This is a genomic window from Phytohabitans houttuyneae, assembly GCF_011764425.1.
In the GTDB taxonomy this organism is placed as follows: Bacteria; Actinomycetota; Actinomycetes; order Mycobacteriales; family Micromonosporaceae; genus Phytohabitans; species Phytohabitans houttuyneae.
Genome location: NZ_BLPF01000001.1, coordinates 60461 through 74750 on the forward strand (window position 1 = coordinate 60461; position 14290 = coordinate 74750).

Sequence of the window (14290 nt, forward strand, 5' to 3'; positions counted from 1 at the left end):
GCCCGCGGGGGCGTGGGGACGTCGGACGACACGGAAGCCTGTGCCGTCACGACGAGGCCGCCGACAGCGACGACGCGGTCAGGACCGCCGCGCAGTACGCCCGCCAGCCGGGTCCCGTGTCCACCGGGCGCACGCCGCGGCGCAGCCGCGCCGGCTCGCCGTCGGTGTAGAAGCGGCGCAGCGCGTACACCAGGGACTCGACGTTGTCCGGTGCGCACAGCACCCCGTCGACGCCGTCCCGCACGTCCTGCTCGACCGTGCCGACCCGGGTGGCGATCACCGGCCGCTCGTGCGCGAACGCCAGGAACGCGTTGAGCGAGGCGGTCGCCGACCGGTACGGCAGCACGAGCGCGTCGGCGTCCGCGAAAAGGCTTGGCACGTCGGCGGCGTCCACGTACCCGGGGCGCAGCTCCACGCGAGAGACGAGCCCCAGCTCGCGGATCAGCCGCTGGGTCTCCTCGGTGCCGCCCCAGAACTCGCCCGCGACCCGCAGCGTCACACCGGGCGGACCGGCGGCCATCGCGCGCAGCAGCACGTCCAATCCCTTGTACGGGCGGACGATGCCGAAGAACAGCAGCCGGTTGAACACGCCGTCGACGGTGCACGGCGCGGTCGGCGAGGCAACCACGACGGGCGCCATGTGCTCGACCACGACCGGCTTGTCGGTCAGCGACTTCGCGATCTTCGCCTGCTCGGCCGTGTGCGCGAGCACACCGTCCACACGGGACAGTACGCCGCGGATCAGCCGCACGTCCATGGAGCCGCGCTCGTGCGGCAGCACGTTGTGGCACTGCGCCACCACGCGGGCGGTCCGGTGGCGGCCGAGCCCCGCGAGGATCGCGCGGTAGGCCGGCAGCTGGATCGGCGCGGCGACGACGAGCACCACCACGTCGGCGCCGCGCAGCCGCCGCCCGCAGGCGAGCCACGAGTCGGGACGCCGCCAGGAGAGGTGCCGCACGGTACCCGGAAAGGGCGGCAGCTCCGGCTCGCGGACCGTCAACTGCCCGGGGTAGAGCAGCTTCGGGTACTGGTGAGCCCAGGACTCCAGCCGCACCTGGTGACCCGCCGCGGTCAGCTCGTGTGCCAGCGCCGTCGTGTACTGGGCGATGCCGCCCTTGTACGGATGGGCCGGCCCCACGATCGCGATTCGCAACAGATGGCCCCCGGGTCAGTCCGCCCGCGACCGGACTATGAGGTCGGCCAGCAGCGCCACCGCCGCGATGATCAGACCGGTGACGATGAGCAGCATCGCGTTGGTGGTGACCCGGAAGTTGTACTGGATGACGTCGACGACCGCCTTGACCGCGCCCAGCCCGAAGAGGAAGAGCGCGAGCGGCATCAGCACCTTGATCGGGTTGAAGTACACGACCATGCGGAGCACCTGCAGGATGTACCGGTAGGCGTCGCGCACGAAGTGGAACTTGCTCTTGCCCGACCGCTTCGCGTAGTCGATCGGCAGGAAGTCGACCTGGTGCTGGTTGGACAGGAACGCCAGCGTGATCGTGGTGACGCAGGAGAAGCCGGGCGGCAGCAGCCGCAGGTACGGCAGCGACACCTCCTTGCGGAACGCGCGAAGCCCGGAGTTCAGGTCGGGGATCTTCGTGCCGGCGAGCACCTCGGCAAACTTGCGGATCGCCCACTTGGCCGGCACCCGCAGCGCCTTGTGGCTGCCCTGCTCGGACGTGCGCGCGCCGACGACCTGGTCGACGTGCTCGTTGTCGCGCAGGTACTGCACGAACTCGGGGATCCGCTCGTTCGGGTACGACATGTCGGCGTCGGTCCACACGACGATGCCGCCCCTGGCCTCCTGCGAGCCGATGCGGCGGGCGGTGCCGGAGCCGCCGTTGCGCTGGAACGCCATCAGGCGCATGTGCGGGAAGCGCGGCTCGGCCTCGCGGAGCACGGCGAGCGTGTTGTCCGTCGACTTGTCGTCGATGACGAGAAGCTCGTACGTGAACTCGCTCGCGTCCATCGACTTCGTGATCCGCTCGATCTCGGCCACGACGTGGGTCTGCTCGTTGTAGCAGGGAAGGACGATGGTCACGTCGAGCGTGGCCGGCTCAGGTGGCGTTGGTGCCATGGATGGGCGCCCCTCGGCGGTCCGTACCGTCTGCTCGATAATCATCGACTCGTCACAATCTGGCTCTGGCGTGCGGCGCCGAAGCCCTCGGATGTGGAACGGCGGCGGTCCCGGACGCGTCCGACCACCACCACCATGACGATGGCGATGACCATGAGCATAGAGACCCAGCCGCCGAGATTAGCGTATGGCGCGGCATATTCGACGCGCACCACGTGCTCCCCCGCGGGGACGGCGACGGCCACGAGGCCGTGGTCAGCCGGGCGCAGCTCGGCCGGCGTGCCGTCGACCGTGGCGGTGAACTGACCCTGCACGGCGTCGGCCACGACAAGGTACCCGGCGCCCCGCGCGGAGACCGACACCTCGATGCGGTCCGTGCCGTCCTCGTCGATCCGGAGGTCGGCCCCGGCGCCCTGCGCCGGCGGGCCCGGCGTGTCGAGCACGACCTGGTCGGGGCGGAGCGTGCCGCTCGCCTCGCGGTCGACCCGGGCCACCCCGTCCGGCTCGACGATCGCCTCGCTCGCCCAGCGGATCCGCGGCGCCGCGTCCAGCCGCTCGTACACGACCGCCGGGAACGCCTGGACGAGCTTGAGCCCGTCGCCGGCCGCGGTGGTGGTCTCGAGCGCGACCTCCCCGTCGATCCCCTCGGCGCGCAGCGGCCCGTCGACCCCGCTCGTGCTGAACTCCACGGTCAGCTCGCTGCCCGCCGGCACGTCCTCGGCCGCCACCGGGAAGTCGAACGGCTGTCCCTCGACGAGCCTCGCGGCGAGGCGCTGTGACCGGGCCACCTCCCGCCCGCCGGAGTCCTTGAGCACCGCCACGACCACCGAGTCGGGCGCGCGGGCGGGCAGCGGACCGACCGGCCGGATGACCACCGCGCGCAGCGGCCCCTCGGTCGTGAGGCTGGCCGGGCCCTCCCCACGACGACCGGGGTGCCGCCCTTGGGCGCCGGCGTGCGCCGCCCGAACACCCGGTCGGACGGGCTGGTCACGAAGTAGCGGACGCCCAGCCGGTCGAGGACGGGGCTGCTCGCCACGTCCGCCCGCGCGGGCAGGTCCAGCCAGGTGGACGATTCGAGCTGCTTTGTCGGTATGCCCTGCACAAGCTCGGCGAAGCGCCGGTTGACGAACTGGTGGCCGCTGAGCGCCCGCAGCCGCAGCTGCGAGTCGGCGCCGATCTGCATGCCGCCCCAGGTGCCGGAGAAACGGTCGTGGCCGATGTGCTCCATGAGGTACCGGTGCGTCTGCGTGACCGGGAAGAACGTGTCCTTGTCCACCCGCGGCAGGTACGGCACGGTGAGCGTGAGCGCCTGCGCCGCCGCGAGCACGGGCAGCGTGGCGGCCGCGCCCACGCGGACCCGGCCCCACAGCGGACCCCGCCGGCCGCCCGACCACCAGGCCAGCACCACGGCAGCCACCGCGACCGCGAGGAAGATGACGCCGACCAGCACCTCGCCGTCGAGCTGCCGCATCCGCTCCGCCTGCTGCACCGCGTCGGCGCGGCCAACCGTGGTGACCTGCCGCGCCTGGAAGAGGATCACCAGGCCGGCCGCGCCGAAGGCGGTCGACACGCCCGCGGCGTACCAGAGGCGTCGGCGGCGCCCGCCCGCGACGGCGCCGGCCTCCCGGCGGCGCAGGACCACCTCCAGTCCGATGGCCGCGAGGGCGGCGATCAGCAGCCACACGACGCTGCGCGCGCGGCCGACGAAGTTGGTGGAGAAGACCGGCAGGTGGTGCACGACGCCGGCGCCCGGTGCCGTGTAGATGACCGCCACCCAGATGCCCAGGGCCAGGACGAGGAAGCTCCAGGTGCCGCGGGGCAGGAACGCGCGGGCCGCCCAGGGAGCGGCGACGGCGACCACGATAAGCACGAGCCCCGCCGCGCCGACGTAGGACATCGACTCCACGAGGTTGACCGGCAGGTACCACTCCGGCGGGCGGGACGGTGCGACCGAGCCGAGCGCCCACGGCGCGATCGAGGTGATCAGGCTGGCGGCGGAGAGGTGCTCGTCGGACTGCTGCTCACGGCCGGCGATGAGCACCTGCGACATCTGCCGGGCGAACGGCAGCAGCTGGAACGCGACGAGCGCCACGGCGCCGGCCAGCCCGGCTGCGGCCCCGGCGACCACGCCGAGGGCGCGGCGGGCCTGTCCGGGGTAGGCGGCGAACGCGCGTACCAGCAGGTATGGGGCGGCCGTGAACAGCGTGAACGCGGTGACCGCCGGGAAGCCGCCGGCCAGCATGCCGCCGACCGCGAGGCTGACCAGGGCGGCGTCCCGCACCCGCCGCTGCTGCACCAGCCGCTCGAGCGCCCAGAACACCGCCGGTATGAACGCCGCGGTGCGGGTGTGCGGCCAGTTCGTCCACATGATCATGAAGGCGCTGCTGGCGAAGACGAGCCCGCCCAGCACCGCCGCCGGCCGCCCCAGCCGCAGCCGGCGCAGGAAGAGAAACGTCATTATCCCGCAGAAGACGGTCTCCAGGACCTTTACGTATCCCGGTGCGAGCGCGTCGGGCAGCAGGTAGTACGGAAGGGTGAGCGGGTTGGCGAGCCCGAGCGTGGGGATCGACCCGAGCGGGACACCGCCCACCACGTACGGGTTCCACGCCGCGACGTGCCCCTCTTTCAGCTCGTTGGCGAAGAGGATCGTGTCCGGAATGACCGCGTTGTACGTGTCGTCCATGTAGGTGTTCTGCACCGGGATGCCCGCGAACCCCGTGTCCTGGTACGGGCTGCGCAGCTGCAGCTCGTCCGTCGGCGCGAGCACCGAGCCACCCCACAGCGGCGAGCCGACCGTGCCGAGCGTGAAGAGGACGAACGCCAGCACCCCGACCGTGGTGAGCAGATCGGGCCGCCACCACCGGCGGCGACCGGCCGGCTCGTCCCCTCCGCCGCCGGCCTCTCCGGCGCGGATGGCGGGGCGCTCGCTGAAGGCCCCGCGACCGAGTGCTGTGTGGTCATCGCCTTCTTCCGTGTGGCCGCCGCCCCGCTCCGTCGCAAGGCCTCGTGGAGAATAACGGCGCTGAGCGCCGGACGGATGACTCGCTCCACATCTAAAGCCCGACGATCGCCGCGGACTCGCCCGGCAGGTCCACCACCTCGCCGTCGACCACCGCGCCGACGTCGGTGACCAGCAGCGTGGCGCGGGCGGCGGCCGGCAGCACCAGCCGCTGGGGGTGTGGCGCAAAGTTGGCGGCGACCACCGTGCCGCCGCGGCGGACCACGAGCGACCGGTCCCCCGGCGACGCCTCCACCCGGTCCAGGCGAGGGTCGGTGAGGTCGGGCCGCCGGCGGCGCAGCGCGATCAGGGCGCGGTAGAAGTCGTACATCTCGCGGTGGGCGGGCTTTTCCAGCTCGGCCCACTCCAGGTGCGAGCGGGCGAACGTCGCGGGGTCCTGCGGGTCGGGCACCTCGTCGCTCAGCCACCCGTGCGCGGCGAACTCCCGGCGCCGCCCGGTGGCGACCGCCGCGGCCAGCTCAGGCTCGGGGTGGCTGGTGAAAAACTGCCACGGGGTACGCGCGCCCCACTCCTCACCCATGAAGAGCATCGGCGTGAACGGGCTGGTCAGGAGCAGCACCGCGCCGACTTTGAGCAGCCCGGGGCTGAGCGTCTCGGCCATCCGGTCACCGGTCGCCCGGTTTCCGATCTGGTCGTGGTTCTGCAGGTAGGCCAGGAAGCGGTACCCGGGGGTCCGCTCCCGGTCGACCGGCCGCCCGTGCACCCGCTTGCGGAAGGCGGACCAGGTGCCGGCGTGGAAGAAGGCGCCTCGCAGGACGGTCGCCAGGCACTCGGCCCCGCCGAAGTCGGCGTAGTAGCCCTGCCGCTCGCCGGTCAGCAGCGTGTGCAGCGCGTGGTGCACGTCGTCGTCCCACTGCGCGTGCAGCCCGTACCCGCCGGCCTCGCGGGGAGTGATCAGGCGGGGATCGTTCAGGTCGGACTCGGCGATCAGCGTCAGGGGGCGGCCGAGGTGCGCGGCGAGCGCGTCCACCTCCGTGGCGAGCTCTTCCAGCAGGTGTACCGCCCGGTGGTCGACCAGCGCGTGCACGGCGTCCAGCCGCAGCCCGTCGGCGTGGTAGTCACGCAGCCACATCAGCGCGCTGTCGATCACGTACCGCCGCACCCCGTCGGAGTGGGGCCCGTCGAGGTTGAGCGAGCGGCCCCAGGTGTTGGCGCCCTCGGCGAGGTAGGGCGCGAAGCGCGGCGCGTACGCGCCGGAGGGGCCGAAGTGGTTGTACACCGCGTCGACGATCACGGCGAGCCCGCGCTGGTGCGCCGCGTCGACGAAGCGCTTGAGCCCGTCCGGCCCGCCGTACGCCTCGTGCGGCGCGTACCAGCAGACGCCGTCGTAGCCCCAGTTGCAGGTGCCGTTGAACGCGTTCACCGGGAGCAGCTCGACAGTGGTCACGCCCAGGTCGGCGAGGTGGTCCAGGCGGGTCACCGCCGCGTCGAACGTGCCCTCCGGCGTGAACGTGCCCACGTGCAGCTCGTACACCACGCTGCCGGGCAGGGCGCGCCCGGTCCAGCCGGCGTCGGTCCAGCGGAAGGCGGCGTGGTCGTACACCCGGCTCGGCCCGTGCACCCCGTACGGCTGCCAGGGTGAGCGCGGGTCGGGCAGCGGCTCGTCCTCGTCGTCCAGCAAAAACGCGTAGTCGGCGGCGGGCGCCGTTGCCCGCCACCAACCGTCTTCGCCCGGGTGAGGTCGATGTCCCGCCCGCCGTCCAGGCGCGCACGCACCCGGGACCGCTCCGGCACCCATACGGCAAGCTCGGCCATGGGCCTATCCTGCCCGCAATCAGACGTTTTTATCCCGATTTGCGGAGCCACACCGCCGCGTACGGGCCGACGTGCACCTCGGCCGAGTGCGGCTGGCCGTCGGCTGCGGGGCCGTCCGCCTCGACCGCGCCGAGGTTGCCCACGCCGGAGCCGCCGTACACGTCGGCGTCGGTGTTGACGACCTCTTCCCAGCGGCCGCCCTCGGGCAGCCCGAGCCGGTAGCCGGTCCGCGGCACCCCGGAGAAGTTGACCACGCAGGCGAGCGTCTGGCCGTCGGCGTGCCGCAGGAACGACACGACGTTCGACGCGCGGTCGTCGTGCCGGATCCAGCCGAAGCCGTCCGCGCTCGTGTCGTTCGCCCACAGCGCCGGCGACTCGCGGTACACCCGGTTGAGGTCGCGCAGCAGGGCGGGCGTGCCCTCGCCGGTCAGCGACCAGTCAAGCCCGCGCGCCTCGCTCCACTCCCGCTCGTCGGCCAGCTCGCAGCCCATGAAGAGCAGCTGCTTGCCCGGGAACGCCCACATGTACGCCAGGAACCCGCGCAGGCCCGCCAGCTTCTGCCACCGGTCGCCGGGCATCTTGCCGATGAGCGAGCCCTTGCCGTGCACCACCTCGTCGTGGCTGATCGGCAGCAGGAACTGCTCGTCGAACGCGTACATGGACGGCCAGGTCAGCTCGTCGTGGTGGTAGGTGCGGTGCACCGGGTCCCGGCTCACGTAGCCGAGCGTGTCGTGCATCCAGCCCATGTTCCACTTCAGGCCGAAGCCCAGGCCGCCCCAGTCGACCGGCCGGGAGACCCCGGGCCACGCGGTCGACTCCTCGGCGATCATGACGACGCCGGGGTGGTTGCGGTACACGGTCGCGTTCAGCTCGCGCAGCAGGTCGATGGCCTCCAGGTGCTCCCGGCCGCCGTACGCGTTCGGCTCCCACTGGCCGTGCTCGCGCGAGTAGTCCAGGTACAGCATCGAGGCGACCGCGTCCACGCGCAGGCCGTCGATGTGAAACTCCTCCAGCCAGTACAGCGCGTTGGCGACGAGGAAGTTGCGCACCTCCCACCGGCCGTAGTTGAACACCAGCGAGCCCCAGTCGGGGTGCTCGCCGCGGCGCGGGTCCTCGTGCTCGTACAGGAAGGTGCCGTCGAAGCGGGCCAGGGCCCACTCGTCCTTGGGGAAGTGCGCCGGCACCCAGTCCAGCAGCACGCCGACACCGGCCTGGTGCAGCTTGTCGACCAGGTACCGGAACTCGTCCGGCGTCCCGAACCGGGCCGTCGGCGCGTAATAGCCGGTCACCTGGTAGCCCCACGAGCCGCCGTACGGGTGCTCGGCGACCGGGAGCAGCTCGACGTGTGTGAAGCCGAGATCGGTCACGTACGCCACGAGCTGGTCGGCAAGGTCCACGTAGGACAGTCCGGGACGCCACGAGCCGAGGTGCACCTCGTACACGGACATCGGCCGGGCGTGGTGGTCCTTGGGGCGGGCGGCGACCCACGCCTCGTCACCCCACGTGTAGGACGACTCCTCGATCACCGAGGCGGTGAGCGGGGGTGCCTCGGTCGCCCGCGCCAGCGGGTCGGCCTTGTCCACCCAGCGCCCGTCCGCACCGTGGATCTTGAACTTGTACCGGTTGCCGGCCCGGGCGCCGTCCACGTGGCCCGCCCAGACGCCGCTCGCACCGAGCCGCTCCAGCGGGACGCCCTCCCAGCCGGTGAAGTCGCCCGCGACCTGCACCTCGCGCGCGTTGGGGGCCCAGACCGCGAACCGCGTGCCCGCACCCTCGACGTGTGCGCCGAGCACCTCCCAGAGCCGCTCGTGGCGGCCCTGGCCGATGAGGAAAAGATCGAAGTCGCTGATCCGGGTGAGAGTACTCAGCGCCGTCATGCCACCGCCAACAGGTTGCCCTCGCGGATGCTCATGGCCGGGCGGCCCTGTGCCATGCGGGCCTCGGCCTGCGCGGCGTTGAACGCCGGCGCCTGCGCGATGGCCGCGGAGTACACGGCCGCCGTGCGGGCCGCGATCGAAGCCCAGCCGTACCGCTCGTGCACCATCGCGCGGGCGCGCTTGGCCATCGTGCGGGCCTGGTCGGCGTCGGACAGCAGCGAGCCGACCGCGTCGGCCAGCGCGTCCGGGTCCTTGGCCGGGAAGGTGATGCCGTTGAAGCCGGGCTGCACGAACTCGGCCAGCCCACCGGTCGAGGCGACCGCGAGCGGCGCACCGGCCGCCGCGCCCTCAAGCGCGACCATGCCGAACGGCTCGTAGATGCTCGGCACCGCGAAGCAGTCGGAGGCGGCGATCAGTGCCGGCAGGTCGGTGCCGCCCAGGAACCCCGGGAAGGTCACCGTCTGGCTGAGGCCGTGGCGGTGGATGTCGGCCTCCAGCTCCGGCTTGTACGGCCCGTCGCCGGCGATCACCAGGCGCAGGCCGGGGTGCCGGTCACGGAGCTTGGGCAGGCTGGCGATGAGGTCCTGCACGCCCTTCTCGTACACGAGGCGGCCGGCGAACGTGAGCAGCGGACCGTCACCGGCGAACCGCCGGCGGGCGGACTCGACCGCGTCCGTGGGCACCTGCCAGCGGTCGGTCTCCACCCCGTTCGCGACCACGTCGAGGCGCTCGGTCGGCAGGTCGAACAGGCGGTTGACCTCCCACTTCATGTACTCCGAGCAGACGATGACGCGGGCCGCCTCCTGGCCGAGCCACCACTCGACGGAGTGGATGGCCTTGTTCATCTCCTCGGGCAGCCAGCCCTGGTGCCGGCCCGCCTCGGTGGCGTGGATGGTCGCCACGAGCGGCAGGTCCAGGTGCTCCTTGAGGGTCATCGCGGTGTGCGTGACCAGCCAGTCGTGGGCGTGGATCACGTCGTACTCGCCGGACTCCGCGGCACGCAGCGCGGCCCGGGTCAGCGTGTGGTTGAACGCCATCGTCCAGGCCAGCAGCGAGGGCGTGGCCAGCGGGAAGACCGGCGGGTCCTCGGGAGCGCGGACGATCCGCACGCCCTCGGAGTACTCCTCCAGCGGGGCGCCGGGAGCGTGGCGGGTGACGACCGTGACCTCGTGGCCGGCGGCGGCCAGGGTGGTCGAGAGGTGGTGCACGTGCCGCCCCAGGCCACCCACCAGGACCGGCGGGTACTCCCAGGAGAGCATCAGGATGCGGCGCCGGCCGTCGGGAGCGCCGCCACGGTGGCTCGGAGTCTGCGGGAAAGTCGGGGCGGTCGGGGAGGGACGGTAGGCGCCGTCGGTGGGGTCGACCCGCAGGGTCACACTCTTCTCCTTCTACGCGAAACAGGCAGGTGGGTACGCCAGCCGGCGCCTGTGGCGGCAGTGCGTGCGTGAAAGTAAGTCATTGGCCGAGCGGCCACGTATAGGAAAAGCCATCCGTGTTTCGCCCGCATTCCAGGGAGGTGTAAAGGTGAGGGACGACACGCCCGATGTGCCCCTTACCTGCCAGTAGCGTGTCCCAGCCCACCAGCCCACGTCACAACGCGGCCGGGGCAGCGCCAAACGGCCTCCGGCAAGCCCGAAGGAATGCACCGCTCGCCTGGTGGAGCGCGGGCGGGACGGAAGACACGCGTGTGACGGGGGTCGCCCTTGATGTGGGCGGGGTGACATGACAGCATCACCTGAAATCAAACTGAACAGTTTGGTTTGTTTGGCGGGCCCGACCCGGGCCCGCGCAACGGGGGCACATGGGGGGTGTCGTGGAGCTGGACTCGCGGCGGGCCCAGGCGAAGCGGGAGCAGATCCGCCAGGGCGCCCTCGCCGCGTTCCTCGAGTCCGGCGTGTCCGGCACGAGCATGGACCACGTCGCGGCCTGTGCGGGCGTCTCCAAGCAGACGCTGTACGTGTACTTCCGCAGCAAAGAAGACCTGCTCGTCGACGTGCTGGGCAGCATCGTCGCGTCCCTCGACGAGCGAGCGCCCTTGCTCGCGGACCGCACCGTCACCGATCTGGAGCACCTGCGGGAGGTGCTCTCCGAGGTGGCCCGGGTGATGGTCACCCACCTGATGAGCGACGACAACCTGGCCCTCTTCCGCATCTTCATCGCGGAGATGGCGACCACACCGGGGCTGCTGGCGATCTGGAGGGAAACCGTGCCGGCCCGCTTCCTGGCCCGCGTGGAGGCCGTACTGGAGCGTGCCCGCGGAGCCGGGGTGATCCGCGACGTCGACCTCGACCTCGCCACCCGGCTCTTCATCGGCCCGATGATGACCTTCGTCTTTCTCGATGGGCTGGCCCGTCCGGGTGAGGTCCTCGTTCCGAATCGCAAGCGGCTCGACGAGGTGGTCGAGCTCTACCTGCGCGCCGTAACTTGAGCCCCCGGAGGCCGGCCGACATGTCCTTTGACCTGGACCACTACAAACAGACCGCCAAGGCGGTCGAGGTTGACGACATCGACTTCGATGACTTTCGTGACAAGCCGCTGAGCGCCGAGGCCATCCGCTGCCTGCACTACATGACGGACGTGGAGACGCACACGGTCTGCTACCTGCGCGACCTGCTGGTCACCCCCTCGCACCAGAACCCCCGGATCACCGCGTTCCTGACGATGTGGAACTTCGAGGAGTACTGGCACGGCGACGTGATCGACCGGGTCCTCGCGGTGCACGCCGAGATCAACGGGCTGCCGCGGCACCGCTCGGTGCGGTTGGCACAGGGGTTCCGCGGAAACGTGATCGCACCGATCACCCAATGCCTCACCGCGGCCGTTTTCGGGGAGGACTTCATCGCCACGCACATGACGTGGGGCGCGGTCAACGAGTGGTCGGCGCACGCCGCCTACGGCAGGTTGATCGAGCTTGAGCAGCATGCGACGCTGACGAAGATTCTGCAGCGCATCCAGCAACAGGAGAGCCGACACTTGGCGTTCTACATGTCCGAGGCCCGGGAGCGGCTGGAAAAGAGCCGAAAGGCACAGCGGATCACCCGCTTCGCGCTTCGGAAGTTCTGGGCCCCGGTCGGCTCGACCATCACGCCGAAGGCCGAGACGCGCTTCGTCCTCAACCACCTGCTCGGCGGCGAAGGGGCAACAAGATGGTGCAGATGCTCGACTCCAAGGTCGACAAGCTTCCCGGCCAGCAGGGCCTGAGCCTGGTTTCCAAGGCCGTGCAGGCGTTCGGCGTCCGAGTGGCCACAGCGTGACGGACCACCTGCGGGGCAGCACATCCTCCTGACCGGCGGCACCGGGTTCCTCGGTCAGGCGCTGCTGGAAAAGCTGCTCTCGAGCTACCCGGAGACGCGGGTGACGCTGCTGATCCGGCGGCGCGGCAGCTCGTCCGGCACCGATCGCCTCAACACGCTGCTCAAGCGGCCGGTCTTCGCCAAGTGGCGGCAGGCGGTCGGCGCGGAGGCGGCCGCGGCCATCGTCGCGGAGCGGGTGAGCGTGGTCGACGCCGAGCTGGGCAGCACCGACGTGCGCCTGCCGGCCGACATCGACGCGGTGATCCACGCGGCATCGACGGTCTCGTTCGACCCGCCGATCGACGACGCCTTCCGCACCAACGTGCAGGGCGTGATCGACCTCTACGAGGCGGTCAAGGCCAGCGGCGCCACGCCGCACGTCGTGCACGTCTCCACGGCGTACGTGGCGGGAGCGCGCAAGGGTGTCGTGCCCGAGCGGTCGCTGGACCACAACGCCGACTGGCGGATCGAGCTGTCCTCGGCGCGGGCCGCGCGCGAGAGCGTGGAGTGGGACTCGCGCCGCCCCGCCGTGCTCAAGCGGGCCATCGCCGACGCCCGCAAGGACCACGGCAAGTCAGGGCCGCAGAGCACCGCGACCGCCGCCGAGCAGCGGCGGGTCGAGTGGGTGGAGAAACAGCTCGTCGAGTACGGGCGGCTGCGCGCGCAGAGCGTCGGCTGGCCGGACGTCTACACGTTCACCAAGGCGCTCGGCGAGCGGGTGGCCGAGGAGACGCTGACCGGCGCGATGCCGCTGTCGGTGGTACGCCCGGCGATCGTGGAGAGCGCGCTGCGCTACCCGTTCCCCGGCTGGATCGACGGCTTCAAGATGGCCGACCCGCTGATCCTCGCGTTCGGCCGGGGCATCCTGCCGGAGTTTCCCGGCCTGCCGGACGGCGTCCTGGACGTGATCCCGGTCGACATCGTGGTCAACGCGACCCTCGCGGTGGCCGCCGCTCCCCCGCCGGTCGAGACGCCGGCGTACTACCACGTCGGCTCCGGCGCCCGTAACCCGCTCACGTTCCGGGCCATGTACGACAGCGTCAAGGAGTACTTCACCGACCACCCGATGCCCGACGGCGGACGCGGCCAGATCAAGGTGCCGGAGTGGACGTTCCCCGGCGCGCGGCGGGTCGAGCGGCAGCTGCGCACCGGCGAGAAGGTGCTGTCGGTGGCGCAGAAGGCGCTGCTGTCCGCGCCGGCCAACAAGCGCACCCGGCGGTGGCAGGACGACCTGACCCGGCAGCAGGACCAGCTCGACTTCCTGCGCAAGTACGCCGACCTGTACGGCGTCTACACCGAGGCCGAGGTCATCTACACCGACAACAAGCTGCTGGCGCTGCACCGCGCGCTGCCCGGCGACCGGGTCGAGGCGCACGGCTTCGACGCGGCGGCCATCGACTGGCACCACTACCTGCAGGAGGTGCACTACCCGGCGATCACCGCCACGATGCGCAAGGCGACGGTCGGGCGGCGCACCAGCAGCAACGCGCTGCCGGCGCTGCGCCAGTCGCCAAACGGCGGCGACGTGGTGGCGGTGTTCGACCTGGAGGGCACGCTTGTCGCGTCCAACGTGATCGAGACGTACCTGCTGGCCCGCCTCTGCGACCTGCCCCGCTCCGGCTGGCCGGCCGAGGTCGCCGACCTGGTCCGCAAGCTCCCGCGCTACCTGTCGGCGGAGCGGCGCGACCGGGGCGAGTTCCTGCGCACGTTCATGCGGCGGTACGCCGGTGCCGACGAGGCGGGCCTGGCCCGCATCGTGCACGAGCGGCTCGGCGACGCGCTGCTGCGCCGCTCCCACCCCGAGGCCATCCGCCAGGTGCGCAAGCACCGCTCGGCCGGGCACCGCACGGTCCTGATCACGGGGACGGTCGACGTGCTCGTCCAGCCGATCGCCGGCCTCTTCGACGAGGTGGTGGCGAGCCGGCTGCACATGCGCGACGGCCGCTACTCCGGCTTCCTGGAGGCGCCGCCGCTGGTCGGCGAGGCCCGCGCGGCGTGGCTGCGGCGGTACGCGGAGAACTCCGGCGCCGACCTGCCGGCCAGCTACGCGTACGGCGACAGCTACTCGGACCGCCCGCTGCTGGAGGCGGTCGGCCACCCGGTCGCGGTCAACCCCGACCCGCACCTGTACCGGCACGCCAAGTCCCGCCGCTGGGCGGTGGCGCAGTGGAAGGCGTACACCCTGCCGGCCAGCGACGCCTTCCTGGAGACGGTGCCATGAAACACCCCGTGAACCCGCTCCGCTCCGCGTCGCGCTCTCCCGGGG

Annotated in this window: 9 protein-coding genes; 3 read left to right on the top strand and 6 right to left on the bottom strand. The window is 71.7% G+C overall.

Annotation, left to right across the window (positions count from 1 at the left end):
- Positions 1-46: 46 nt before the first annotated feature.
- From Phou_RS00270 to Phou_RS00295, 6 genes are all read right to left on the bottom strand, one after another.
- Complete coding sequence (locus tag Phou_RS00270) at positions 47-1153, bottom strand: glycosyltransferase (protein ID WP_173052461.1); 1107 nt, start codon at positions 1151-1153, stop codon at positions 47-49.
- 15 nt (positions 1154-1168) lie between these two features.
- Positions 1169-2125 carry a glycosyltransferase family 2 protein gene (locus tag Phou_RS00275; protein ID WP_173052463.1) on the bottom strand — a complete coding sequence of 319 codons (957 nt, stop codon included), beginning with the start codon at positions 2123-2125 and terminating at the stop codon, positions 1169-1171.
- 646 nt (positions 2126-2771) lie between these two features.
- Positions 2772-4907, bottom strand: a complete 2136-nt coding sequence (locus Phou_RS00280; RefSeq protein ID WP_173052465.1) for a hypothetical protein — start codon at positions 4905-4907, stop codon at positions 2772-2774.
- Between the two features lie 226 nt (positions 4908-5133).
- Entirely contained in the window at positions 5134-6720 is a 1587-nt protein-coding gene (gene treZ / locus Phou_RS00285) for a malto-oligosyltrehalose trehalohydrolase (RefSeq protein WP_246273090.1), read from the bottom strand.
- Positions 6721-6883: 163 nt separating this feature from the next.
- The gene (gene glgB / locus Phou_RS00290) at positions 6884-8731 is read right to left on the bottom strand and encodes a 1,4-alpha-glucan branching protein GlgB (protein ID WP_173052467.1); all 1848 of its coding nucleotides are present in this window, start codon (positions 8729-8731) and stop codon (positions 6884-6886) included.
- A complete protein-coding gene (locus Phou_RS00295) occupies positions 8728-9990 on the bottom strand; it encodes a glycosyltransferase family 4 protein (protein WP_173058021.1) in 1263 nt (420 codons plus the stop codon). Before Phou_RS00295 ends, glgB begins: the two co-directional genes overlap by 4 nt.
- A gap of 542 nt (positions 9991-10532) precedes the next feature.
- Here Phou_RS00295 and Phou_RS00300 point away from each other — a divergent pair.
- From Phou_RS00300 to Phou_RS00310, 3 genes are all read left to right on the top strand, one after another.
- Positions 10533-11159 (top strand): TetR/AcrR family transcriptional regulator, encoded by a 627-nt coding sequence (locus Phou_RS00300; RefSeq protein WP_173052469.1) that lies wholly within the window; start codon positions 10533-10535, stop codon positions 11157-11159.
- A gap of 20 nt (positions 11160-11179) precedes the next feature.
- Positions 11180-11932 (top strand): hypothetical protein, encoded by a 753-nt coding sequence (locus tag Phou_RS00305; RefSeq protein WP_218578553.1) that lies wholly within the window; start codon positions 11180-11182, stop codon positions 11930-11932.
- An 81-nt stretch (positions 11933-12013) separates the two neighbouring features.
- Positions 12014-14245 (top strand): HAD-IB family hydrolase, encoded by a 2232-nt coding sequence (locus tag Phou_RS00310; protein ID WP_281365053.1) that lies wholly within the window; start codon positions 12014-12016, stop codon positions 14243-14245.
- The last annotated feature ends 45 nt before the right edge of the window (positions 14246-14290 follow it).

Coding starts and splice junctions, on each gene's coding strand:
- Phou_RS00300 (WP_173052469.1), top strand. CDS start 10,533: ATGGGGGGTGTCGTGGAGCTGGACTCGCGGCGGGCCCAGGCGAAGCGG.
- Phou_RS00275 (WP_173052463.1), bottom strand. CDS start 2,125: ATGATTATCGAGCAGACGGTACGGACCGCCGAGGGGCGCCCATCCATG.
- glgB (WP_173052467.1), bottom strand. CDS start 8,731: ATGACGGCGCTGAGTACTCTCACCCGGATCAGCGACTTCGATCTTTTC.
- Phou_RS00305 (WP_218578553.1), top strand. CDS start 11,180: ATGTCCTTTGACCTGGACCACTACAAACAGACCGCCAAGGCGGTCGAG.
- Phou_RS00295 (WP_173058021.1), bottom strand. CDS start 9,990: ATGCTCTCCTGGGAGTACCCGCCGGTCCTGGTGGGTGGCCTGGGGCGG.